Below are 23,854 nucleotides of genomic sequence, written 5' to 3'. Positions count from 1 at the left end.
AGATTAGTTCTGAACTAACATCCCTAATGTTTTCATGCGTAGCCGAAGGGCGTCAATATTGAAACCAAGTCGTGAAGGTGCTGTTGATTCGGTGTTTTTCCGAATTTACAGCACGGACGGTCATGAAGACGTGAGTTGCGGCTTCATGGCGAGATGAGAGACTGTGGTTTAACAGGCTCGAATCGGTCCCGCGACAGTGTTTTAATATTGACAACCGCAGGCGACAGTATGGCTCGTACAATTTCAAACAATATGATAAAAAACACGCTGACTTCTCAGTTTTTTGAGAGGCCAGCGTGTTTACGTCTGCTAATATAAAAATTAGTCAAGACAGTTTTCCTTGCACTCATCGCAACATACTGCCTATGATATGCCTAATAAATGGATTAAAAGTGGTGACGATAAATGACAGCAGACCGTATCAGAAGGTATCTAATGGGAGCCGGCGCAATGTTTGGCCTGTTCCTGCTTGAACAAGTGGCAGCAACGCCTTCACAACTGCCCAGCATGCTCCGATTGACGAGTGTACCTGCCCAAATCACGTTTGGCGTAATTACCACAATAGTAAGTATTTTAGTATTCTGGGCATTATGGCGAGCGTATCAAAATGGATTAGCTAACCGTGAACCACGTTATTTTGATCAACAACCCACCCGTCGTCACAAATGGCTCGTTCTTGGACTGATGGTGCTGGCACTGATTGCGTTAATCGTGGCGGAAGGCTTGATTCACAGCAAGTCGTCGGAAAATCAAAAGGCCATTGAACAGATGTTTAAGACAACGCCGTGGTTAACCTTGTACTTTGGCGTGTTTGGCGCACCAATTCTGGAAGAACTCATTTTCCGTGGCCTGTTCTTTAATTACTTCTTCATGAAGTTGAACAAACGGTGGGTGAAAGTCTTGGGAATCATCGTGAATGGTCTGCTGTTTGCCCAACTGCACACAAATTTGTGGACACCAGATGCGTGGGTGTACTTTGTCATGGGCGCTATCTTAGCGACAACTTATGTTCAAACAAAAGATATCCGCTTCGACATTGGTCTCCACTTTGCAAATAATGCGTTTGCAATGTTCGCAATGCTAATCTAAATTTGCTGCAATTTGCTTTAGATAGTCGTATGAGTTGAGCATTTCGGTGGCTTTAGTAGGATCTGCCAGATTAATTTCGAAAATGCTGGATGCTTTAGGATTCAACAGTGGCAATACGCGAGCCCAGTCAATCCGGCCAAGCCCAAGCGTTAGGCTATCGTGCGTTAGGCCCATTGAATCGACGAGGTGGTAGTGAACGACATGATCACCCAGTTTGGCTAGGGATGCTGCTAACACGTCATTGCTGCCATGATTTTTGATGAAACAATGGCTGGTATCAAACGCCAACCGGTAGTTACGATCGAAAATAACCTGATCCATGTGAGAATCGCCATAGAAAAATAGTGGCGAGATAGAATTTTCGAACATGATGTTGTCGCCGCCTTGTTTGGCGTATTCATCCAACCGTTCGAAGACAACATGTTGAGCTGTCTCAAAATTGGGATACAGGTCGATGAAATACTGCGTTTGCCGCGAGTAAGAACCGTGTAATAATAACTGAATGTCGTTTTTAACGGCTAAATTTAGCAATGTGTCGGAACTGTACCGCAGAAAATGGTACAAGTCCGGCATTTCTTTTTCCGGTGTGACCATTTCGTTGAACCACTTGCCATACCGCATCGGTTGGTGCATCACAATTCTTGGTGTGACAGTCTTTGCTTCGTCAATGGCATCTTGCAAATGAGCGAGGCCTTCTGAGGTTAAGTCGTGTTGATCTAAATAAAATTCGAAGACATCGGGATGATACTGGAGTCGGTTGCGGTATTGTGCGGGATCCGTACTGCCCTTTAGTCCAAGTAATACTTTCATATAAACCTCCCCTTGATTAGATGCTAAAAGATTGAGTTGCCTATTAAAAATTGGTTATGTTCAATTCAAACGAACATAGCCAATTTTTTTACGTATGTTAAGTGTATGAGAAGATGGTTCCATCAATTTTAGAAAGCAAACTTTTCCAAAAATTGAGCGACACCGTCGTCATCGTTGTTACTCGTAACGTCGGTTCCCGCCGCTTTGATTTCGGGTTTGCCATTATCCATAACCACGCCAACTTTGGCTGCCTTCAACATACCTAGATCGTTTTCAGCATCACCGAATGACATCAGGTTATCAAACGTCATGTTGTAGTGTTTCAACAAAGCGCTAAGGCCAACATGTTTGTCCATGTCTTTATCCAAAAATTCAAGAATCTTTGGTTGTGAGCGAACTGCATGATATTTGGCGGTCATTGCCGGTGTGAGGTTGGCAACGGCATCGTCCAGTACGTCTGCGTCGTACGACATGACAGCCTTGCTGTAGTCACCTTCAGGTAAGTCTTTGAAATCACGGTGAGTAAAGGTTAACCCCGCGTTGAGCATTTTTTCGTAATAAGAGTCAGGCAAGTCAGCCAGTGGCCAAACCTGTTCAAAGTCCAAGACATCGAGTGGGTAGTGGTGTTCACTACAATATTCGTGGAGTAAGGATAAATCTTCTTTTCTAATCCCTTGTTGAAATAGCTTTTGGTGGCCGACATTTTGAATAACTAATGCACCATTAAATGTGATGGTGTAGTCGTCTTCGTTAGTAAGACCAAGCTGTTCAATATATTTCCAAATGGCGTTAATTGGTCGACCAGTACAGAGCACCACTTTGATGCCTTGCTGATGGAGTTGTTTTAAAATCTTTTCATTACGTGGACTGATTTTTTTGTCACTCGTCAATAGAGTGCCGTCTAAGTCCAAAGCAACCATTTTAATCATGAGAATCCTCCGTATTTGTGGCCGATGCCACCGTGTTTTCAGTCTAATTCGTAAGGACAACGAACACTGACGAATCAAACAAACTTACATCATAACGCTAGCATAGTTTGTTCAATCGAGAACAAGTTTTTCGATAATTTCCAAAAAGGGGCGTGTTTTTGCTTAATTTGATTTAACTTTGTTAGGGAAGCCAGTAAAATAAAGTTAACAAGAGAATTGCCAAGGATTTTAGCAAGAAAGTTGGGAGTGGGTAGGATGAATTATGAAAGTGAATATCGTTTTGATGGTAGTGAACGGCTTCATTTAAAGAATCAGGCAACTAGTTTGCAAAGCCCGGTGCCAGACAAGGATAAAATCAAGGCTCAATTAGCTGACAACATTACGAAATTGGCAGATCTCCAGTCGCGTTTATATGCCCAATCTAGTTATGGTGTGGTTGTGTTGTTGCAAGGAATGGATGCGGCCGGTAAAGACAGCATGATTCGTCACGTAATGAGCGGTTTAGACCCAGAAGGTACATCAGTGGTTAGCTTCAAGCAACCAACAAGTAATGAGTTGGCCCACGATTATTTATGGCGAATTTCTTCTGCACTGCCACGTCGCGGTAGTATTCAAATTTTCAACCGCTCCCAGTATGAGGACGTGTTGATTAGCCGTGTTCATCCTGAAATATTATTGGGTCAACATTTGCCGGGGATTAACAAGCTCAGTGATATTACCGACGATCTCTTCAATCAACGTTTTCGCGATATTGCGCACTATGAAGAATATTTACAACACAATGGATTCATTATGGTGAAGTTCTTCCTCCACTATTCGCGGGATGAACAGAAGCGCCGGTTTGAAAAACGCATTGAAGTGCCTGATAAGAACTGGAAGTTTTCCGCGGCTGACATCAAGGAACGTGCCTTTTGGGATGATTACCAGAAAGCTTATGAAGATATGTTGAATCACACGGCTACAAAGGAAAATCCATGGTACATCATTCCATCAGATTCTAAATGGAATTCACGGATGGTTGTTTCAGACATTTTAACGACCAGATTGGCAGCCTTGAAGCCAGAATATCCAACGGTTACCGACGAACAAAAACAGCAGTTACATGAAATTTTGAATCATTTGCAAACGGACAAAAAAGCGTGAAATAAGTAAGAGGGGGATGTCATGGCCAAAGGAAGTTTATATGGCGCAATGGTGATTAGTGCGCAGGACATGCAGCTAATCATCGTTGATGTTAAGAGACAAGCAGTCATTGAGCGGGTCAGTGCACCCATTCATCTAGGCAACGATTTGTTTGCGGGGAAACGAATTGACCCGGAACGGTCTGACGAAGTTGTCACGATTCTTCAGCGTTTTTTACAATTGCTGAAGGATTATAACGTGACGGATTATCGCCTGGTGGCCTCACATACAATTACCAGAGCAGAGAATATTGATTATATTCGTGATCACATTTACATCATGACGGGTGTGACCTTGCATTTTATGACGGTCAATGAGGAATCGCTATTTTCTTATGAAGCAGCGCAATTGTTGCCCAACTTCAACGAACTCATTAGTGGTCGAACAGTGCTGATGCAAGTTGGCGCCAGCATGGTACATTTTATGATGTTTGTTGATGGGCACCTAACGTTAACCCGGGAGTTGTTCCTAGGTCCGCTTCAAGTTGCGACCCAGTTGCAAAACTTAGAGCATAAAGTGGAGTCCTATCAGGAAGTCCTTAGCGATTATTTGCATTCAAAGCTAGTGAGTCTCTATCAGTACTTACCCGATGAGCCGTTTGACAAGGTTATTTTGATGGGCTCCAAACTGAATTTGTTGGAGAACCTCATTCCCAAGGGTAAACGGTACGTTCAGTTAAGTCGCAAAGACTTCGATAAACAATTCCAGTCTGTTGTACAAATGACGCCGCAGGACATGTTGAACGAAAACAATCTGCCAGCTGACCAAGTTAATGAGGTGTTACCACTCTTCCTATTACTGGATGAGGTCTTCAACCATTTGCACACAAAGTCCATTCACTTAACTGACTTTAAAGTGATTGATGGGTGTGTCGTAGATGAAGAAATGAGTCGGAAGAAACACCCACGGAATACCGATGCGGTTAGTCAGGTTATGCTGGGGGCAGCTTACGAGTTGGCACGTAGATTTCACGTCGACGAACGGCACCAACAGTCTGTCGTGTTGTTTGCAACCCAGTTATTTGACCGCTTGAAGAAGATTCATGGACTGGGTTCTCGCGAGCGCCTGTTACTCCAATTGGCCGCTATTTTGCAAGACAGTGGTCTGTTCATTGATAGTACGCAACATGCTTTTCACTCCGAGTACATTATTAATCACTCCGAAATGTTGGGCTTACGCGCTGATGAACAAGTCGAAGTGGCGGCCATTGCCCGGTACCACAGTTCTGAAACGGTATCGGCTGATTTGAGCCGTTTTAACATCACAATGGATAATCGGTTAGTGATGGTAAAGCTGGCGGCTATTTTACGTTTGGCAGATGCGCTAGATGACAGTCGGTTGCATAAGATTTCTAAAATCAGTGTTTCTATCAAGAAGCCAGAAATCATCATCCATGCCACCGCTAATGATGACATTGAGTTGGAGACTTGGACTTTCAATGGCAAACGTAAATTCTTCGAAGAGGTTTACGGTATGACACCGATTTTGAGGAGAACTGGTCGATTTTAGTGGTGTATCGATTTTTAAAGAACTGCTAAGCGACAGTGGCAAAATGACACGTATTCGGTGTGAATCAATAATAGGAGAGTTGAACCGACAGGAGGGATAAGGATGGATTTTTCAGATCCAAGTTTATATGTCAACCGGGAGCTCAGTTGGGTTGATTTCGACGACCGAGTATTGGAAGAAGCGCGTGACAAAAATAATCCTTTGCTGGAACGAGCACGGTTTATTGGGATTACGCAAAGTAACTTAGATGAATTTTTCATGGTTCGTGTGGCCTCACTGCGTAAGATGGAAGATGTTAATTACACCAAGCCAGATGTGTCGGGGATGCAACCTAGTGAACAGCTGGAAGCAATCAGCGAAAAGGTTCATCAATTGGTTGAGAAACAATATAGTACGTTAAATCGTTCAATCGTGCCCCAGATGGAAACAATCGGCATTCATTTGCGTCAGTATGACGAATTGAATTCTGCTCAGGTCAGTTTTCTAACGCAGTATTTCCGTGAAGTGTTGTATCCAGTGCTGACGCCAATGGCAGTGGATGTTTCCCGACCATTTCCGTTTATCAGTAACAATACATTAAACATTGCTTTGCGGTTGGTTAAGAATACCAAGGATGAAGAAAGTGGCAAAAAGGAACACCGTTTTGCCACGATTCAGGTACCAGATACATTTAACAGAGTGGTTAGTTTGCCTGGCACGAACGAGTTTATCTTGTTAGAAGAAGTCATCAAACACTTTTTAGGTGAACTATTTTCTGGCTTTAAAGTGAAAGAGGCGCGCGCGTACCGTGTGATTCGCGATATGGATTTTGACGTGACTGAAGAAGATGCCAGCGACTTGCTAAAAGAAGTTGAACATGAACTAGCTGTCCGTGATCATACACAAGTTATGCGTTTGGAAATCGAAGCTGATATGTCCAAACAGTTGAAAAAACAACTGATTCACGATTTGCAGGCACGAGAAAAGGACGTTTATGACATTAAGGGTCCCATCGATTTGCGCTTCTTGAGCAAGCTGGTTAAGCAGGTGAAAGGACACAGCGAATTGATGTATCCGTCGTTTACCGGTTATATTCAACCAGCGTTGCGACAGGATAACCTGTTTGACGAAATAAAAAAGCGCGATATTTTCGTTCAGCATCCGTATGATAGTTTCGATCCAGTCGTGAAGTTTGTGCATGAGGCGGCGACAGACCCTGACACGTTAGCCATTAAAATGACGCTGTACCGGGTTTCTTCACAATCACCAATCATTAAGTACTTAGCACAGGCTGCACGCAATGGGAAACAAGTTACCGTGCTTGTGGAATTAAAAGCACGTTTCGATGAAGAAAATAACGTGAAGTGGGCACAAATGCTTGAACGTGAGGGCTGTCATGTTATTTATGGGCTCGTCGGTTTAAAGACGCACTGTAAGTTACTGTTAGTCGTTCGCCAAGAACCCGACGGCATCAAGCGATACATGCACATGGCAACGGGGAACTATAATGATGTGACGGCGCACTTGTATACTGACATGGGTCTGTTTACAGCAGATCCACTGATGGGCATTGACGCTTCAAACATTTTTAACATGTTGTCCGGGTTTAGTGAACCTGATCACTTTGAACGGGTGGCTATTGCGCCGACAACGTTACGTGGTTTTTTGTACGATCGCATTGATGATGAGATTGCCAACGCTAAGGCTGGTTTACCGGCGGCCATCAAGATGAAGATGAATTCATTGTCCGATAAGGGCATGATTGAAAAATTATATGAAGCATCAGCCGCTGGCGTTAAAATAAGCCTGATTGTCCGCGGTATCGTATGTTTGAAGGTCGGTGTGCCTGGTGTATCTGATAACATTACCGTTCATTCTATCGTTGGCCGCTTGCTGGAACACAGCCGTATCTATGACTTTTATGCGAATGGCGAGCATCAATTGTACTTATCATCAGCGGATCTGATGACACGTAATATTAGCCGTCGGGTAGAATTACTCTTTCCCATCCTTCAAGATGATATTAAAGAACGGGTAGGCCACATTTATGATCAAATGTGGCATGATAATGTCAAAACGCGGGTGTTATATGCAGATGGTACATGGCAAAAGGTGGATCGGCGTGGTTTGGCACCATTAGATGTTCAGGATAGCTTGATCAAAGAGGCAGCTCGCAAGTCTCAGGCAGATGCTAAGCTAGCAACTAGTCAACCACAGACACCATTCATACCGCTGATGCGGCCTTTGGATGAAACGGCTACTGATGACGCTAATGACGATGATTCCGATGACGAGTAACTTGAGATTAAATGTTGAGCGAGTTTGATAAGGAGGGCAATTGTGGAAAATTTTGCGGTCATTGATTTAGGCTCTAATTCGTGTCGGATGACAGTTACGGAAATCAACGACGATGGTAGCTTTAAACGTAGCCAAATGAGCAAACAGTTTGTCCGTTTGTCAGAAGACATGGGACAGTCTGGAGCATTACAACAAGCCCCCATGGATCGAACCATTGAAGCACTGAAGGGCTTTTATGAAGAATATTCACAACTCCCCAATCTAACGCTAAAGGCTGTGGCAACGGCGGCAGTCCGCAATGCGTCCAATCAAAAGGCGTTTTTGGATCGGGTACGTTCAGAGGTTCATGGCTTAAACATTGAAGTGATCTCCGGTACGGAAGAAGCGCATTACGACTACCTAGGAGTGATCAACACGTTACCCGTGACTAACTGCGTCATTATGGATACCGGTGGTGCTTCTTGTGAATTAGTTTTGGTTCAAAATGGACGGGAACAAAATTTAGTGAGTTTGCCATTTGGATCAGTCAACTTGTCGGAAACCTTTTTAAAGCACGGCTTGGATCAGCTTGCTGCAGTTGACTTATTTAGACTGTCAACCGCTGTTCAGCGATTGTTCAATGGACTGTGGTGGCTGCAACGGGGGCAGAATTTACCGCTCGTCGCCTTAGGCGGTTCAAACCGAACCTTGGCAAAGATTCGGCGAAAACAAAAAAATGTGGCTGACTTTGAGGATATTCACGGTTTTCGCATGAGTGTTTCTGAAGTTGACAATGTTTATGCGGAAATTATTGAACATAACTTGGCGGAGCGAAAGGCTATTCCTGGTCTCTCAAAGGATCGCGCAGATATTATTGCTGCAGGGATTACGCCGATTGTCACAATTATGAGATTCTTGGATGCCGGCCGTGTTATTTTCTCAGAGAATGGTGTTCGTGAAGGTATTCTGTATGAACATCTTGATCAGCTGCGGGCTAAAGGGAAAATTGGCAACAAAAAAGATAATATTTCCAACACTAAAAAGAATGCCGGTAGCCGTAAGAAAGCTGACAAAAAATGAGTGCATTTGAAATTGATCATTTTGTCCTTACGGTTGCCGATGTTAATCGAAGCGTGAAATTTTATCGGGATCGGTTAGGATTGACCATTGAACAATTTGAAGATGGTCGGACAGCGATTCGACTGTCTACACATCAGAAAATCAATCTCCAGATAAAAGCGCGCCCTCATTTACCGGTAGCTGCACAGCCAACGTTTGGTAGCAGTGACTTTTGTCTCATGACGGATAAGACACCGAACGCTTTAGTCACATGGGCAGAGCAGCAACATTTAATTATCGAAACTGGTCCTGTGGTTCGCCACGGTGCAAGGGGGACGATGACGTCGTTGTATGTTCGTGACCCGGATCAAAACTTGGTGGAACTAGCGGCTGTGGGAACGTTGTAGTCGTTTCCAGCTGGACTTATCGCAGAGACTCCAGCAAGAATAAGAAAAGAGTGGCAACTTAACGTAACTAACGGTTTATCAATTCGTTAGTTAGGCTAAGTCGCCACTCTTTTTAATGACTTTTATTTTAACTGTGCTTTAATTACGGCGATTGCGGTCTTCTGAATCAACGCAGAACGTTGTGAAGCAGACATTTTAGGATCTTGTTTAACGGCCTGAGCTACCTGTTCAGTAACCTTTTCCTTAATCGCTTGTTGTTGGGCAGGGGCTTTCATAATCTTGGCAAGTTGCTTGGCCTCGGTGGTGCTGAGGCTTAACCAAGTTTGTGGCAAACGGAATGTGTAATCACGATGGGAAACACGGTTTTGCTCGCCAGAAAAGGCAAACAGCGCATGTTGCCAATCGTTACGATATTGCCAACGAGTGGTGGTTACGGTTAGAGTTGCCTGATCGCTCGTCGTTGTTTTTAGTTTAGAGCTGACATGCTTAGTTGGTACTGCTTGCGGTTTGGTTTGCGACGTGTTGGTCCGGTACAGATAAACCTTTTCTGTCCCATTGCCTAATGGTTGATAAAGAAGGACATTAGGCACACTAGCTGGTTGATTCGGAATACTAGAGACCAACGTTGATGTCGTTCGTTGATGTGTCTTTACCATGCCGTACTGAAAATTGTCGTTTGCAATCAGTAAACCAATCATGCCCAAGAATAAAATTAGAAAACCGCCAATTAGCCAGCGGCGTAATTGATGACCATTGAGAAGAACAACGGCCCAAAATAACCCAAGCGTTGCAATAATTAATGCGATAATGACCATTATCCACGCCTCCTTAAGTTACCTGGCTTAATGCGGAAGGCTAGTACGAGGCCGATTAATGCAAAGATCGTTGCGGTAAGGAAGGCCGCATGATACCCCGCTAGTGTTGCGGATAAAGCATGTGTTCCATAAGTGAGGGGCGTGCTGTGCAGCAACGACTTAGCTGGCATGTTTGAGTTGGTCACGTTTGTTAACACGGAAATGAGGATGGCCGTTCCCATTGAAGAGAAAACCTGACGCCCAGTGTTGTTAACAGATGTTCCGTGACTCATGAGGCTTAATGGTAAAGCATTCATCCCAGTTGTCGTCACTGGCATCATGACCATTGAGATTCCAAACATCCGGATGGTGTACAGGATGGTAACGAAGATAATCGGTGTTGTTTCCGTCAATGTGACGAAGAACGCTGTTCCAATTGTCAGTAAGAACATCCCGGTGATGGCCAAACGTCGTGCGCCAATGCGGTCGAAGATGCGACCGGTAATGGGACTCATGATCCCCATCATTAACGCTCCGGGCAACAGAATCAATCCAGAGTGAAAGGCTGATTCACCACGAACTGTTTGAATATAGAGCGGCACCACCATTTCGGCGCCCATCATGGCCATGTTAACAACGGCCACTTCAATGACGGAAAGGGTATAAATTGGTGATTTGAACACCCGCAATTGCAGTAGCGGATTTTCAATTGTCAGTGACCGCCAAATGAATAAGCCGACGAAAATAATCCCGACAATCAGTGTGATGTAAACTTTTGGCGCTGTCCATGAGCTAGCCCCCACGCTACTGAATGCGTAAAGCATGCTCCCAAAACCGATTGTGGACAGTGCGACTGAAACCCAATCTGCACTGGTTTTCTTGGTTGGAAAAATCTTGCGCATGGTGAAAATAGCAAGGGTGAAGACAATGACTGGAAATGGCAAGATGACAACGAACAATGCTCGCCAAGAGTAATTCAGCAATAACCACCCAGACAAGGTAGGTCCGATGGCGGGCGCTAATCCAATAACAATTCCGGCTAGGCCCATGGCCGATCCACGACGTTCCGGTGGAAAGATTGTCAGCATCGTTGTTTGAAATGTTGGCGCTGTGATTCCGACAGCAACGGCTTCGATCAAACGACCAGCTAGGAGCACGCCAAACGTTGGCGCAATCATACAAATAAAGGTACCAACAAAGAAAATGGCCATCGCGGTTAAGTAGAGTGCCTTGGAACTATAGCGTTGCAGAAGAAATGCAGAAATAGGAATGGTAATGCCCATCGCTAACATGAATCCGGTAGTCAACCACTGAACGGAGTCGGCGTCGATATTGAACGTCCGCATAAGGGTTGGAAAGGCGGTGGTAAGGGTCGTTTGCACGATAAATGTGCTAAACGTCCCGATGAGCATTGTGATGATGAGAAGCAAACGGTTATAGGGTTTGCCATTGGCATCAACCACTTTAAATTCGGATGATGAATTTGACACGAAAAAGCCTCCTTGTGAACAACATTTATGTAAACAGTCATAAAAATCGTTTTAACAATGAAATAGATAAACGACACTAACGACAGCGGTGACTCCCTCAACAATTGCGAAGTTGGCACAGTCAGGCACGTTAGCGCTAAAATAGATTGAAACAATCATTCAAAATGATGAAAGTCCAACAAAAAATTATACGCCATTTACTGAGAAAATGTTAGTAAAAGGGCTGGAGGCGGATTGTGTCAACAGTGACTACTATGATAAAGCAATTGAAACGCAATCGTTTAGTTTGGTTACTATGCGCTTGTGCCATCGTATTGCCGCTTGGTCTCACGAGCTGGCTGGCGTCATTACGTGGTGTTGAGTTCGCAACGGTCGTGCCAATATTAGCGCAAATACGCGTTTTTGTGTTCTTTTTATCATGGGTTGTGCCTGGCATTTTACTTAGCTTGGCAAAAGAAGAAAATGGCAATGTGACGGGCAAACACCGCTGGCAAAACGTCTTTTTATTGACGCTTTGTATTGATATAGCATTGCTGGTCGTTAATCAAGTGACATTACTAATTACTGGAACGCTATTTTTGGGACATGCCGTTGCCTTTCCTTGGCTACAGTATTGGCGAATGCAGTTGAGTCTGTTTCCACTAATAGTGAGCGGCCAAGTGATCTATGTGGTTATTGGTAGTCATAAAGTTAGTCGTACGGCGACAATGTGGTGGTCACTAGCCGCGACATTTGGGTTAACTTTTTTTATTGCCGTTGGGCGGTTAATGTTTGACTGGTCGCAACAATTGCGATTAATATCAGTATTTAGTTTAGTGAGCGCGGGCTATTGGAACACCTGGAATCAGGTATTGGCGAGTTGGCTTAGCAGCGTGATCACCTGTGCACTGGCAGTATTAGTCAGTTATTATTGGCTCGGCAGACACGAGCATTCGTCAAAGTAGTGTTCAAACGGCAATGGCGCCGCACTCAGGGATTGGAGATTGACAGTGAAAAAGAGAACGATGGTCAGTTTGGCAGCACCGTTTGTGATTGCGACAGGTGTTGCTGGCATTTCAGAACAATTGTATCGGTACGCTTTCAACCGCGTAAACAAGGTTCCTGAAACTTCGAAGGAAAAGCAGAAGTATGCAGATGCCTACTACGGCTATGTTGACTGGCTACGTAATCAGCCAACGCAGGCTTGGCATTTGCACGAAGATGATGCTGCACGTAAGTTGGCAGCTACTTATTTAGCCGCCGATGTGCAAACGACGGACACGGTGATCATTTCACACGGTTATAAAGGCAACGGCGAGACGATGGCCAACTATGCGAAAATGTTTCACGAGTTAGGGTATAACGTATTGTTGCCAGATGATCGGGCTCATGGCCGGTCATCAGGTCGCTACATTACGTTTGGCTGGCTGGACCGCTTGGATTATTTGGATTGGATTCAGCGCATTATCAAAGAAACTGGTCGGGATACGCGGATCGTCTTGTTTGGTGTGTCGATGGGCGGTGCCACAGTTGAGATGATGAGCGGAGAAGCCCTCCCAGAACAGGTACGTTGTATCATTGCGGATTGTGGTTATTCTAGTATTGACGACGAGTTGGTGTACTTGCTCAAACGGAATTTCCATTTACCAAAATACCCGTTTTTGCCAGCGGTGAACGCGATTAATCGGCGTAAACAAGGGTTTAGCTTGACTCAAGTTTCGTCGGCCGAGCAACTCAAACATAATCGCCGGCCAATTTTCTTCATTCATGGCGAAAAAGATATTTTCGTTCCTGCTGAAATGCTGGCAGCTAATTACAATGCGACTCAGGGGCCAAAGGAAAAGTGGGTCGTGAAAGAGGCGACACACGCCGAAAGTTTCTGGATTGATCCAGAGACCTATCAACAGCATGTCAAACAATTTCTCGATCAGTATTTGACCTATCGATTGCCCAAAGAATAATTGTGACTAGGTGTTGATTAACGATAGATATGTGGACATTGTTCTAATTTAAAACGCTTCATCCCGTCATTTTGTTGTGAAGACGGGATGAAGCGTTTTTGTGTTCAACTTAGAGTTGAAGCTTTAGTAACAATGAACTGAAGTTTTAGTACCCATACAAATGTCACTTACGGTTGCCAATTTCTGAGAGTGTCATTTAACGTTCAATGATGCCATGTAAGTGGTTAGCGGTTTTTTTATCTGTAATAGGGAGTGGAGCTGATTGGAAACAGAGGTCCGTGTCGACAACACTTGGCGGCGTGAATTTGGCCGCTTAGTGTTGTGGGACGAGTTCTGAGACGAACTTTGGCTCAGAACCGAGGGAGAAAACCGTGGTTTGTGCGGGTTGAACCCGATCCCCACGGAACGGCGTTTCCAATTGGCGTAACGTCAGACATTCAGATGAGTTACAGATTTTATCTTTTTACATTTAAGAATTAGTTGGCACTATTCAGATCACGTAACTGATATCCAATCAGTCCGACAACAAATAAAGCCGCGGCTATCCCAGTTTGCCACCAGAATACAGACCAGTTCAGCGACGAAGCGGGCACGTGACCAATGAAGCCAAACGGAGACAATTTGGTTGCCCATTCAGGTAGATCAAATAAGCGACCGAAGTAGTTCATCACAAAGGTTGCGCCAAGATAGAGCCAAACGAGGCTGCGTAGTTTAGGAAGCCAACCAACCAGGAGCGCGCCGGCACCTAAGAAAATGAGTAGTGGCGAGATGTTGGCTAACAAGCCATGAATAAACAATTTATTGGCTAGTGGATGATCAAGAACCATGTTAGCCGCAACAGCCAAGCCACCGACGGCTGCCGTCAGTGCCAGCACACTGGTAACAATGCCCCAAATACTGAGGACCACATTAAGTCGGAAACGGGAAACAGGGCGGGCGTGTAACATTTCAAGCATGCCACGTTGTTCATCTGTTGCTAGTCGAAAAATGATTTGTAAACCAGGAATGATTGCACAAACCGCAAAGATAATCATTAATAGTGCGATAAACGATTTTAAAACCTGTGTGGTGGCTAACGCGGCTGTGTGCGGATCAGCCAGTAGCTTTAGCGTAATCGGATTTGACTTTAGAATGTCAGCCACTGTGTTAAAAACGGAACCGTACATTGCGCCAAAAATAAAGAGGCCAATTATCCAGGCTAGGATAGTATTGCGCTCTAACCGACCCACTAGTGAAACTGGCCCGCGGAGAAAGAGGCTGGCATGACGCCGACCAGGTCGGGTGGCCAAAATGCCGGCGTTAAGATCACGGCGTGCGCGAAGCATGATTGTGAGGACCATTAAAACGACAATAGTGATCAGCATTAACATGGCCGGAAGCCAATTATTGCTGCGATACGTTTGCAACTTTTCTACCCATCCTAATGGAGAAAGCCATGTGTAGCGGGGATGCGAGACATCGGTCAGCATGCGCGCCAGATAGATGACGCCGAAAAGCAGGTAGGCGAGGCTAGTTGCAGCACGACTACTGGCGGCTAGCTGAGCACAAACGACAGCAAGCAAGCCAAACATCAATCCGTTAAGCCCTAGGCTAATACCAAGGACAAGATTACCGCCTGTGTTTGTACCATTTAAACCAGCAACTTGCAGACCACCAGCGTAAAGCAGCGCTAAAAGTCCGTTTGCAATCATTAATTCGTTAATCGCAGCCATCATGGTAGCGTAAGGACCGACGTAACGCGCTGATACAAGTTCTGTTACACCACTGTCCTCATCGCCGCGTGTTAGCGAAATGGCTAATGAAAAGTTCATGATGACCCCGAAAATAGCCATAAAGACGGTCATTTCGCCAGCAAAGACATCCGCAGAACTGTACGGACCATGGGGTAATCGACCGAAAAGCGAAATCATTGCAGGCGTGTTTAATGTAGCGGTAATCTTTTCAATGGCGGTTTTACTGCCGTAAAGGTTGTTGAACTTGGCCGCGATACTTGCAAACAGACCGCTTAATGCGATTAACCAAATTAACAATTTGAGCCAATCTCTGCGAAGGTTAATGCTCAAAATTCGACCTGTTTGAAAAAACGGTTGTCTAGGCATCAGAACCATCTCCAGTCTTGGAGTTCGTTTGATCAGGCTGCTGGCTGTAATATCGCAAGAATAGGTCTTCTAGGGTTGGTGGCGTACTCTTCAATGTTAAAATTTGATGTTCCGCCAAGTATCGGGTGACTGTAGTCATGGCTTCCGAATCGACTGCAAATGTCGCTGCTGTTTTCCCGGTCTGCTTGAGCTGATGAACGCCAGGTTGATCGGTCAAATCAGTTAATGGCGATTTTGTAGTTACTGAGATTTGCGTGCGGGTCAAGTGCTGCATTTCTGTGAGGGTGCCGGTTTCAATGATTTGACCCTCGCGGATGATGCCGATTCGGTCACACATTTGTTCAACTTCGGACAGAATGTGGCTCGATAAAAGAATTGCCTTGCCAGCGGCCTTTAATGCCTTAACTTCATCCTGAAAGACTTGCTCATTTAGCGGATCGAGCCCAGAGGTTGGTTCGTCAAAAATGTATAAATCCGCTGATTGTGACAATGCCGCAATTAGAGCGACTTTCTGCCGGTTTCCTTTTGAGTAAGTCCGGGCTTTTTTACTAGTATCTAAGCCAAACGCTTTAATTAGCTCATCCGTACGTTTGGAATGTCGTTGTTGACTGAGTCGGAGAAACAAATCGATAATTTCGCCACCGGTGAGGTTGGGCCAAAGGTACACATCACCAGGAACGTAGGCAATATTCTTGTGAATGCTGACCGCATCGTGAAAAACATCTTTGCCAAAAATAGTTGCCGTACCGCCAGATGCACGTAACAAACCTAATAGCGTGCGAATCGTCGTTGATTTTCCGGCGCCGTTGGGACCGATAAAACCAAAGACTTCGCCAGGCTGAACATCAAACGTGACGTCGTGAAGTGCTTGAAATTTTCCAAATCTTTTTTGAAGATGTGATACATGAATTACTGGGGATAATTGCATAGTTCAGCGCCCCCTTCAGGCAAATAAAATAGCGATTGAAAGGACTATCATTTTGCAGGCCAAATGTCCTGTCGATGACAGTGTAGAGTGCTACTCTATGAGTGTCAATTTTAAAATTTTTGAAGCGGTTAAATGGTCGCTTTATTCACTAAACCATTAAAAGAATGACATTATTTCAAAATGTGTTAATTAAATTGACGAACTTCCGTCAAGGCTTTGATAATTTGGGACTAAAATTGATTAAAATGGGTTTGTCATGCGCATTTGAATGAGATGGTGCATTACAATCTATTGCAGGACAGCCATTTAGCATGATTGAGTGAGAAACGAATGGCTTTTAATGTTGTTTGTGAATTGACGCCATGTATTACAGTGTAAATGTGGACATATTATCTCTACATATGCGCTGGATGACAATTAAATTGAGTTTATTTGCGTTGTCACGACCGTGCGGGAATAGTCTTCTAGAACTGTTTTCGAGTGCCGGCTCGGCGGCGACGTTTTTTCTTTTGAAAGGCATTAAAATGGCCGCATGATATGAACTTGATTGAATAATCAGCAACAGCATGCTGTTAACGGCATCAATGATTGATGTGGGAAACAAAAGTTTGGCTGTGTTAGTCTTAATGCCCTCATTATTTAACGTGATAAACGTTTTAAGCTATGAAAGCGCAATAGACTGGCGATAAGACAACACATTTGGGAGACGGCGTGCCTGACAATATACAAGTCATAAAACCTAGCAAAATGCATGATGTGATTTTTTGATGCATACCGGGTAAAAAGAAGGAGAGATCGTCATGATTCTTTATGTTTGTGAAGATGATTTAAAAGAACGACTGTGGTTGACAACTTGCCTTGAAAACGAACTTAAAGAATTAAATATGGACATTCCGATTGAAAGTGAAGGGCGGCCTGAAAAAGTTTTGGCTACCTTGCCTGACCATCCCGGACCAAATATTTATTTTCTAGACATTCAGCTTAATGCTGCGGTTGACGGTATTGAACTAGCTCGACGAATTCGCGAAGTCGATCCCTTAGGCTATATTGTCTATGTCTCTATTCGTGAGGATCGTGCGTTTGAAACAATCACGTCGATGACCATGCCAACAGGATTTCTTTCCAAGGAATTTATGTTTGACGCTGAGAAGTTTACGCCTCAGCTTCGCCAAATTTTAGTGACGATTCAGGATCACCTAAATCAGGTCCATCCGAATCAGCCGGCTTATTTAGAAATCAAAAACGGCGGTTTTCTAATTCGGTTGCGTCAAGATGATCTGTTATACATTGAAAAGGTGCGTCGGTTGAAAAAAGTTACGGTAGTTACGACAAATAACCGCTACGAAGTGAATGGGAGTATTCATGAATTAGCCAGTCATCTGACGGCAGACAATTTTTTTAATGGGTTTCAAAGTTATATTCTGAATACAGAACATATTCAGACCGTCAACTTTACGTTGGGACATGTTACGATGAGTAACGGCGACGAGTTGAATTTCTCGCGTGGCACCATCAAAAAATTACGCGATTTTATTCGCGAAAAGTAGGCGACAGCATGGCAGAAGGACTGACCCCAGCAGAGCAAACGCAATTGGATAAAATTGAGTCTTACGCACGTCAGCAACTTGGTAGCGATCGTTCGGGACATGATTTTTTCCATTTGGAGCGGGTCGCAAAGTTAGCAGATCGAATTGAATTAATCGAACAGACAGGTCAACGTTTCGTTGTTTTAGCAGCAGCTTATTTGCATGATGTTATTGACGATAAGCTTGTTGAAGATCCTGAGGCCGCCCACGCGGCGTTGAAAGAACAACTTTCAAACTGGGATGTGAATGAGGACAACATCACGGCTATTTTTGCAATTATTGATCACATGTCATTCAGCAAAAATCTTGGGCAGCATCAGGCGCTGAGTCCGGCTGGTCAAATTGTTCAGGATGCTGATCGCATGGATGCCATTGGTGCGATTGGTATCGCTCGGACATTAACCTATGGTGGCCATCATGACCGGGTGCTGTATGATCCGGAGATTGAACCTCGTCACGATATGACCAAGGCAGAGTACCGCAAAGCGGATGGTACCACGATTAATCACTTCTATGAAAAGTTGTTGCTTATTAAAGACCAGATGAATACCGTTACTGCACGAAAGATGGCAGAACAACGCCAACGCGTGATGCTTGATTTTCTACATGAATTCAAACAAGAGTGGAATGGTGAAGCCTAACCTTTTGGACTATAAATGAACAGAGACTTAAAACACGCTGATCTCCAGAGGATGGAAATCAGCGTGTTTCTTGTTTTGATAGAAGAATCATTTTATTTATCTTTGGTTAACCAACGGGTGACTACATTTACGACTGCAGAAAGCACAACGACCAGACTAAGTGCAAAGAAGACCGGCACTAAGTGTGCACGAGACCACGCCGTAAATGAACTTGTCAAAACGCCAGCACTTAAGCCGATTAGGCCGAGCAGAACAATGTATGATGAGACACCGGCACCGGAATTGCGCAGATCGGCACTACTTAGGTCGAATCCACCAACACTGAGGTTAGTCACTAATATTGCCCAAATGATCCAACGAACTGTGTTGACCAATAAGTTACCGTCAGAAGTTGCCGGTTGAAACAGATTACTAAGGGATGGATGCACTGCAAACGTTACCCAGTTATGAAACATTGTTGGCCATAACCAGGCGGTGATACCGAAAATGACTGCACTGACGCCGATAATTGGCGCAAAGCCAATAAAAAAGTTACCCATTGTTTGATAACTGTTGCCACTATTCCAGCGGTGATTGACATACCCTAATGTTAGCGCCTCCGGATCACTGCCCTGGTTTTCAGGGTGCGCAAATTTAATCAAACGGAGACCAGTAATTTTGTGACCAAACAACAAGGCCATGAGTAAGTGACTGGATTCATGAACAATAATACCAAGAAAACCTAGGTAAACTTGCGCGTTCATACCGTAGTAAGTTGCGAGTCGTTGTTTGGTATTTCGATTGATGATGGTTAGCGCCCAACTGAATAGTAGCGGTAAAGCTAATCCGTAAAAGAAGACGGTCAGCAGACTGATCAAAATCTGCTGACCTAACGTACTAAATGACATGAAGTTATTCCTATTCTTCCTCTAAATCTGTAAACGTACCATGGACAAGTTCAGCAACAGCTGTGGCATCCACTTTAACGGAACGGCCGATTTTGCCAGATGATACGACAATGTCGCCCTGTTGTTGTGCCACGTTGTCAAAATAAATGGGGTACTGGTATTTTTCCCAAATGCCGATTGGCGTATTGGCACCGTGTTCGTAGCCAGTCGTTTTCAGCAGGTCTTTGAGCGGCACCATACCAACTTTTTTATTACCAGACGCGGCCGCTAACTTTTTGTAGCTGAGGTGCGTATCTAGTGGCACCACGCCGACCAGCGGACCCGTGACATTTCCGGTGAGAACCAGGGTTTTATAAATGTTGTGCTCATCGTAATCGTCATGATCAACATCGAGTTGAGCAACGTCACCAGCCTGATGGGTTGCAAACTCAATTTGCTGGTAAGGAATCTTTGCTTTATCAAGGATTTTTTCAACAAGTGTTTTCTGAATTCTTTTTTTCTTAGCCATTCAATGAACCTCCGAGAGATTTAAAAATTGGTACGAACCTAAAACACAATTGGCCGGACCAATATTTTTCTGGTATACTCTTAATAATCAGTATACAAGAGAAAGGAACTTTGCGTCGAGATGGCGGACTTAGTTTATAAAAATGTAATGCAGGACTTAAAACGTCGCATTAATGATAATCAGTTTCCAGATAAACGGCTGCCTGACGAGCGGAGCCTAAGCGAATCTTATGAGGTGAGCCGATCATCTGTCAAACGGGCACTTAACGTTTTAGCGCAACAGGGAATTATTTTCAAAAAGCGCGGATCCGGCACGTTTGTGAACCCATTGTACATTAAAAATCAGGCGGTTTTTAGTTACGAAGGGCGTAATCTTGGGGTGACGGACTCAATGCGCGTCGATGGCAAGAAGCCAGGGATTAAGTTGCTCGACTTTCAAGTTATTCCGGCGACGCCAGAGTTGCAACAGGATTTATTCCTGAATGCAGATGATTTTGTGTATCAGATTAAACGCCTGCGGTTACTTGATCAACAGCCGATAATGATTGAAACTGGGTTTATTCCAATTAAGATCATGCCCGAGTTGTCGACGACCGTTGTGTCTGGCTCGATCTTTAATTATCTGGAAGATATTAAACATGTGTCAGTGACTAAGTCGTTTATGACTGTAGGTGCTGAACCATCCGATGATAAGGATCAGGAGTTGCTGTCATTAAAACCAACTGAGCCAGTTGGTGTGATGAGTGGAATTTTTTTCCTGGATGATGGGACGCCGTTTGAAGTGTCAAACATGCGGATTCATTACAAATACATGAAGTACAATAACTTCGTGGATCTGGATGCGGACTAAACTGAATAGAACATATTAGAAAACACTAAGAATATCAACTTCTCAGTGTTTTTTAGGTTCATTTTAAGGCTTTATTTGGTAGCATTGGGTCGGATTAGCAAAGGACTAATCCCGATAAGGGCGCGCTTTTGCTATGGAAATAAAGGTGAACTAACCAATGGAAACATTCGATCTCGGTAATTGGGTCGTACCAATTTTCTAAAAGGTTGACTTTTATTTAAAAGCGTCTATTATAGTAACTGTAAATTGACCGGTAAAAAAGTCGGTGGATTTCACAGCAAATTTCGTGTTATTAAAAATTATCTCGAAGGAGTGTAAATATTCATGGCAGTTGATTACGACTCACAAGAATACTTAGACAAAGTTGACGCTTACTGGCGTGCGGCTAACTACCTTTCAGTTGGTCAGTTGTTCTTAAAGGACAACCCATTATTGAAGGGCGACTTGACGGCAGAAGACGTTAAGGTTAAGCCAATCGGTCACTGGGGCACAATCGTTCCACAAAACTTCATTTACGCACATTTAAACCGTGCCATCTTGAAGTATGACTTGAACATGTTCTATATCGAAGGTTCAGGTCACGGTGGTCAAGTTATGGTTTCAAACGCTTACCTTGACGGCTCATACACTGAACGTTACCCACGAATCACACGTGACGAACAAGGTATGCAACGCTTGTTCAAGCAATTCTCATTCCCAGGTGGGGTTGCTTCACATGCTGCTCCTGAAACACCAGGTTCTATCCACGAAGGTGGGGAACTTGGTTACTCTCTTTCACACGGTGTTGGTGCTATCTTAGATAACCCTGACGTTATTGCTGCTGTTGAAATTGGTGACGGGGAATCAGAAACTGGCCCATTGGCTGCTTCATGGTTCTCAAGCAAGTTCATCAACCCAATCCACGACGGTGCTGTATTACCAATTATTCAAGTTAACGGGTTTAAGATTTCTAACCCAACCATCCTTTCACGGATGAGCGATGCTGACTTGACTAAGTACTATCAAGGTATGGGCTGGAACCCTCGTTTCGTTGAAACTGATGGTTCAGACCACAAGAAGGCTCATCAAGACATGGCTAAAGCCATCGATGCATCTATCGAAGAAATCAAGGCCATTCAAAAGAATGCCCGTGACAACAACGATGATTCATTACCTGTATGGCCATTGATCGTGCTTCGTGCACCTAAAGGCTGGACTGGTCCTAAGAAGGACTTGAACGGCGACCCAATTGAAAACTCATTCCGTGCTCACCAGGTTCCAATTCCGGTGGACGCAAACCACATGGAACACAAAGACATGTTGGTTGACTGGATGAAGTCATACAAGCCTGAAGAATTATTCAACGAAGATGGTACTCCTAAAGAAGTATTGTCAGAAGTTGAACCTAAGGGTGACAAGCGGATGGCTATGAACCCTATCACTAACGGTGGGATTCACCCAGAACCATTGAAGATGGACGATGTTCGTAAGTTTGCCGTTCCTGAAAGTGACTTGAAGGATAACTCCAAGCAACGGATGGACATGGAAGTTATGTCACACTTTGCTGGTGACATCATGAAGGAAAACCCAACGAGCTTCCGGATCACTGGTCCTGATGAAACTCAATCAAACCGTTTGTGGGGTCTATGGGATGCTTCCAAGCGTCAATGGATGGAAGACATTCACGAACCAAACGATGAAAACGTCGCACATTCTGGTCAAGTTATTGACTCACAATTGTCAGAACACCAAGCTGAAGGTTGGCTTGAAGGTTACGTTCTGACTGGTCGTCACGGTTTCTTCGCTTCATACGAATCATTCACACGTGTTATTGACTCAATGTTGACTCAACACTACAAGTGGTTACGTAAGGCGCAAGAACAAAACTGGCGTCATGACTACCCATCATTGAACATTATCAACACTTCCACTGTGTTCCAACAAGACCACAATGGTTACACTCACCAAGATCCTGGTATGATTGGTCATATGGCTGAAAAGGGTCACGAACTGGTTAACGAATACTTGCCAGCTGACGCTAACTCATTATTAGCTGTTATGAACAAAGCTTTGCAAAGTCGCGAAGTTATCAACTTGATCGTTGCTTCCAAGCACCCACGGACTCAATGGTTCTCCATTGACGAAGCTACGGAACTTGTTAACAACGGTTTGGGAATCATTCCTTGGGCTTCTAACGATGAAGGTGCAGAACCAGATGTTGTCTTTGCAGCAGCCGGTACTGAACCAACGATGGAAAGTTTAGCTGCAATTACCTTATTGCATGACAGCTTCCCTGACTTGAAGATTCGCTTCATCAACGTTGTTGACCTATTGAAGTTACGTAAGAAGGGTGACGACCAAGATGACCGTGGTTTGACTGACGAAGAATTCGACAGTTACTTCACGACTGACAAGCCTGTTATCTTTGCTTTCCATGGCTTTGAAAACACATTGCGTGGTTTGGTTTACGACCGTCATAACCACAACATCCACTTCCACGGCTACCGTGAAAACGGGGACATCACTACACCATTTGACATGCGTGTCTTGAACGAATTGGACCGCTTCCACTTGGCTAAGGATGCCATCACCGCAACTAGCTTTGCTGAAAAGGCCGGCGAATTCAGTCAACACATGGACGACATGGTTGCTAAACACAACCAGTACATCCGTGATGAAGGTACTGATTTACCAGAAGTTAATGCATGGCAATGGAAAGACATTAAGTAGTCTCGCTGCTTAATCTCTTCTCTGAAAATTAATAGGGTTCACACAGTCCGTTTGGATTGTGTGGGCCCTATTTTTGTTTTCAATAGCAGAATAGTGGATGAATGACGTCTTCGGATGCCAAAACTGAACTCTAGCCGTGGGACCGGTTCGAACCCCTGAAGTGCGGGTTTCTCACCTCGCCG

The 23,854-nt window shown here is 44.3% G+C and carries 20 protein-coding genes; 12 read left to right on the top strand and 8 right to left on the bottom strand.

Features of this window, described 5'->3' with window-relative positions; all coding sequences use genetic code 11:
• Positions 1-405 precede the first annotated feature (405 nt).
• Positions 406-1,089 carry a CPBP family intramembrane glutamic endopeptidase gene (locus LDK34_RS06385; RefSeq protein WP_178943197.1) on the top strand — a complete coding sequence of 228 codons (684 nt, stop codon included), beginning with the start codon at positions 406-408 and terminating at the stop codon, positions 1,087-1,089.
• Here LDK34_RS06385 and LDK34_RS06380 read toward each other — a convergent pair.
• Together LDK34_RS06380 and LDK34_RS06375 are read right to left on the bottom strand one after the other, a co-directional pair.
• Positions 1,081-1,899, bottom strand: a complete 819-nt coding sequence (locus LDK34_RS06380; protein ID WP_236941582.1) for a sugar phosphate isomerase/epimerase family protein — start codon at positions 1,897-1,899, stop codon at positions 1,081-1,083. The two genes, LDK34_RS06385 and LDK34_RS06380, sit on opposite strands and share 9 nt — an antisense overlap.
• Positions 1,900-2,027: 128 nt before the next feature.
• Entirely contained in the window at positions 2,028-2,828 is an 801-nt protein-coding gene (locus tag LDK34_RS06375) for a Cof-type HAD-IIB family hydrolase (protein ID WP_236941581.1), read from the bottom strand.
• A gap of 255 nt (positions 2,829-3,083) precedes the next feature.
• Here LDK34_RS06375 and LDK34_RS06370 point away from each other — a divergent pair, with 255 nt between their 5' ends.
• The 5 genes from LDK34_RS06370 to LDK34_RS06350 all read left to right on the top strand — a co-directional run bounded on the left by LDK34_RS06370 (position 3,084) and on the right by LDK34_RS06350 (position 9,241).
• Positions 3,084-3,971, top strand: a complete 888-nt coding sequence (locus LDK34_RS06370; RefSeq protein WP_236941580.1) for a polyphosphate kinase 2 family protein — start codon at positions 3,084-3,086, stop codon at positions 3,969-3,971.
• A gap of 21 nt (positions 3,972-3,992) precedes the next feature.
• The gene (locus LDK34_RS06365) at positions 3,993-5,519 is read left to right on the top strand and encodes a Ppx/GppA phosphatase family protein (RefSeq protein WP_178943193.1); all 1,527 of its coding nucleotides are present in this window, start codon (positions 3,993-3,995) and stop codon (positions 5,517-5,519) included.
• A 102-nt stretch (positions 5,520-5,621) separates the two neighbouring features.
• Positions 5,622-7,796 carry an RNA degradosome polyphosphate kinase gene (locus tag LDK34_RS06360; protein ID WP_178943192.1) on the top strand — a complete coding sequence of 725 codons (2,175 nt, stop codon included), beginning with the start codon at positions 5,622-5,624 and terminating at the stop codon, positions 7,794-7,796.
• Positions 7,797-7,835: 39 nt separating this feature from the next.
• Positions 7,836-8,855 (top strand): Ppx/GppA family phosphatase, encoded by a 1,020-nt coding sequence (locus LDK34_RS06355; protein WP_225439185.1) that lies wholly within the window; start codon positions 7,836-7,838, stop codon positions 8,853-8,855.
• A complete protein-coding gene (locus LDK34_RS06350; RefSeq protein ID WP_178943191.1) occupies positions 8,852-9,241 on the top strand; it encodes a VOC family protein in 390 nt (129 codons plus the stop codon). Before LDK34_RS06355 ends, LDK34_RS06350 begins: the two co-directional genes overlap by 4 nt.
• A 122-nt stretch (positions 9,242-9,363) precedes the next feature.
• Here the strand turns inward: LDK34_RS06350 and LDK34_RS06345 are convergent, their stop codons facing one another.
• Together LDK34_RS06345 and LDK34_RS06340 are read right to left on the bottom strand one after the other, a co-directional pair.
• On the bottom strand, positions 9,364-10,056 hold the full coding sequence (locus LDK34_RS06345) for a DUF4811 domain-containing protein (protein WP_178943190.1): 693 nt from the start codon (positions 10,054-10,056) through the stop codon (positions 9,364-9,366).
• Positions 10,056-11,525: an MDR family MFS transporter gene (locus tag LDK34_RS06340; protein WP_178943189.1), complete on the bottom strand. Its 1,470-nt coding sequence runs from the start codon at positions 11,523-11,525 to the stop codon at positions 10,056-10,058. The genes LDK34_RS06345 and LDK34_RS06340 overlap by 1 nt, the downstream gene beginning before the upstream one ends.
• Before the next feature lie 236 nt (positions 11,526-11,761).
• Here LDK34_RS06340 and LDK34_RS06335 point away from each other — a divergent pair, with 236 nt between their 5' ends.
• Together LDK34_RS06335 and LDK34_RS06330 are read left to right on the top strand one after the other, a co-directional pair.
• Positions 11,762-12,469 (top strand): hypothetical protein, encoded by a 708-nt coding sequence (locus LDK34_RS06335; RefSeq protein ID WP_178943188.1) that lies wholly within the window; start codon positions 11,762-11,764, stop codon positions 12,467-12,469.
• Between the two features lie 60 nt (positions 12,470-12,529).
• On the top strand, positions 12,530-13,465 hold the full coding sequence (locus tag LDK34_RS06330) for an alpha/beta hydrolase (protein ID WP_225439184.1): 936 nt from the start codon (positions 12,530-12,532) through the stop codon (positions 13,463-13,465).
• A gap of 476 nt (positions 13,466-13,941) precedes the next feature.
• Here LDK34_RS06330 and LDK34_RS06325 read toward each other — a convergent pair whose 3' ends face one another.
• Both LDK34_RS06325 and LDK34_RS06320 read right to left on the bottom strand, forming a co-directional pair.
• Entirely contained in the window at positions 13,942-15,564 is a 1,623-nt protein-coding gene (locus LDK34_RS06325) for an ABC transporter permease (RefSeq protein WP_178943186.1), read from the bottom strand.
• Complete coding sequence (locus tag LDK34_RS06320; protein ID WP_178943185.1) at positions 15,557-16,492, bottom strand: ABC transporter ATP-binding protein; 936 nt, start codon at positions 16,490-16,492, stop codon at positions 15,557-15,559. The genes LDK34_RS06325 and LDK34_RS06320 overlap by 8 nt, the downstream gene beginning before the upstream one ends.
• 800 nt (positions 16,493-17,292) lie before the next feature.
• Between LDK34_RS06320 and LDK34_RS06315 the strand changes: the two genes are divergently transcribed.
• Positions 17,293-18,039 (top strand): LytR/AlgR family response regulator transcription factor, encoded by a 747-nt coding sequence (locus tag LDK34_RS06315; RefSeq protein ID WP_178943184.1) that lies wholly within the window; start codon positions 17,293-17,295, stop codon positions 18,037-18,039.
• A gap of 8 nt (positions 18,040-18,047) precedes the next feature.
• On the top strand, positions 18,048-18,719 hold the full coding sequence (locus tag LDK34_RS06310) for an HD domain-containing protein (RefSeq protein WP_178943183.1): 672 nt from the start codon (positions 18,048-18,050) through the stop codon (positions 18,717-18,719).
• 92 nt (positions 18,720-18,811) lie between these two features.
• On the opposite strand, the gene LDK34_RS06305 is transcribed toward LDK34_RS06310, so the two are convergent.
• On the bottom strand, positions 18,812-19,606 hold the full coding sequence (locus LDK34_RS06305) for a hypothetical protein (protein WP_178943182.1): 795 nt from the start codon (positions 19,604-19,606) through the stop codon (positions 18,812-18,814).
• A gap of 10 nt (positions 19,607-19,616) precedes the next feature.
• Complete coding sequence (locus LDK34_RS06300) at positions 19,617-20,114, bottom strand: aminoacyl-tRNA deacylase (protein WP_161002166.1); 498 nt, start codon at positions 20,112-20,114, stop codon at positions 19,617-19,619.
• Between the two features lie 120 nt (positions 20,115-20,234).
• On the opposite strand from LDK34_RS06300, the gene LDK34_RS06295 reads away from it, so the two are divergent.
• Positions 20,235-20,963 (top strand): GntR family transcriptional regulator, encoded by a 729-nt coding sequence (locus LDK34_RS06295; protein WP_178943181.1) that lies wholly within the window; start codon positions 20,235-20,237, stop codon positions 20,961-20,963.
• A 324-nt stretch (positions 20,964-21,287) separates the two neighbouring features.
• Positions 21,288-23,672, top strand: coding sequence for a phosphoketolase family protein (locus tag LDK34_RS06290; RefSeq protein ID WP_236941579.1), 2,385 nt, complete (start codon positions 21,288-21,290; stop codon positions 23,670-23,672).
• Positions 23,673-23,854 lie beyond the last annotated feature (182 nt).

The sequence above is a fragment of the Furfurilactobacillus milii genome (genome assembly GCF_021654115.1).
GTDB classification, from domain to species: Bacteria; Bacillota; Bacilli; order Lactobacillales; family Lactobacillaceae; genus Furfurilactobacillus; species Furfurilactobacillus milii.
Note: the sequence above shows the minus strand (reverse complement) of the source record. Positions and strands in the feature narration are given on the sequence as shown.

Excerpts from the sequence above, each read along its gene's own strand:
- LDK34_RS06320 (WP_178943185.1), bottom strand. The coding sequence starts at position 16,492 with ATGCAATTATCCCCAGTAATTCATGTATCACATCTTCAAAAAAGATTT.
- LDK34_RS06370 (WP_236941580.1), top strand. The coding sequence starts at position 3,084 with ATGAATTATGAAAGTGAATATCGTTTTGATGGTAGTGAACGGCTTCAT.
- LDK34_RS06290 (WP_236941579.1), top strand. The coding sequence starts at position 21,288 with ATGGCAGTTGATTACGACTCACAAGAATACTTAGACAAAGTTGACGCT.
- LDK34_RS06365 (WP_178943193.1), top strand. The coding sequence starts at position 3,993 with ATGGCCAAAGGAAGTTTATATGGCGCAATGGTGATTAGTGCGCAGGAC.
- LDK34_RS06300 (WP_161002166.1), bottom strand. The coding sequence starts at position 20,114 with ATGGCTAAGAAAAAAAGAATTCAGAAAACACTTGTTGAAAAAATCCTT.
- LDK34_RS06315 (WP_178943184.1), top strand. The coding sequence starts at position 17,293 with ATGATTCTTTATGTTTGTGAAGATGATTTAAAAGAACGACTGTGGTTG.
- LDK34_RS06360 (WP_178943192.1), top strand. The coding sequence starts at position 5,622 with ATGGATTTTTCAGATCCAAGTTTATATGTCAACCGGGAGCTCAGTTGG.
- LDK34_RS06350 (WP_178943191.1), top strand. The coding sequence starts at position 8,852 with ATGAGTGCATTTGAAATTGATCATTTTGTCCTTACGGTTGCCGATGTT.
- LDK34_RS06305 (WP_178943182.1), bottom strand. The coding sequence starts at position 19,606 with ATGTCATTTAGTACGTTAGGTCAGCAGATTTTGATCAGTCTGCTGACC.
- LDK34_RS06330 (WP_225439184.1), top strand. The coding sequence starts at position 12,530 with ATGGTCAGTTTGGCAGCACCGTTTGTGATTGCGACAGGTGTTGCTGGC.
- LDK34_RS06325 (WP_178943186.1), bottom strand. The coding sequence starts at position 15,564 with ATGCCTAGACAACCGTTTTTTCAAACAGGTCGAATTTTGAGCATTAAC.
- LDK34_RS06375 (WP_236941581.1), bottom strand. The coding sequence starts at position 2,828 with ATGATTAAAATGGTTGCTTTGGACTTAGACGGCACTCTATTGACGAGT.
- LDK34_RS06385 (WP_178943197.1), top strand. The coding sequence starts at position 406 with ATGACAGCAGACCGTATCAGAAGGTATCTAATGGGAGCCGGCGCAATG.
- LDK34_RS06310 (WP_178943183.1), top strand. The coding sequence starts at position 18,048 with ATGGCAGAAGGACTGACCCCAGCAGAGCAAACGCAATTGGATAAAATT.
- LDK34_RS06295 (WP_178943181.1), top strand. The coding sequence starts at position 20,235 with ATGGCGGACTTAGTTTATAAAAATGTAATGCAGGACTTAAAACGTCGC.
- LDK34_RS06380 (WP_236941582.1), bottom strand. The coding sequence starts at position 1,899 with ATGAAAGTATTACTTGGACTAAAGGGCAGTACGGATCCCGCACAATAC.
- LDK34_RS06345 (WP_178943190.1), bottom strand. The coding sequence starts at position 10,056 with ATGGTCATTATCGCATTAATTATTGCAACGCTTGGGTTATTTTGGGCC.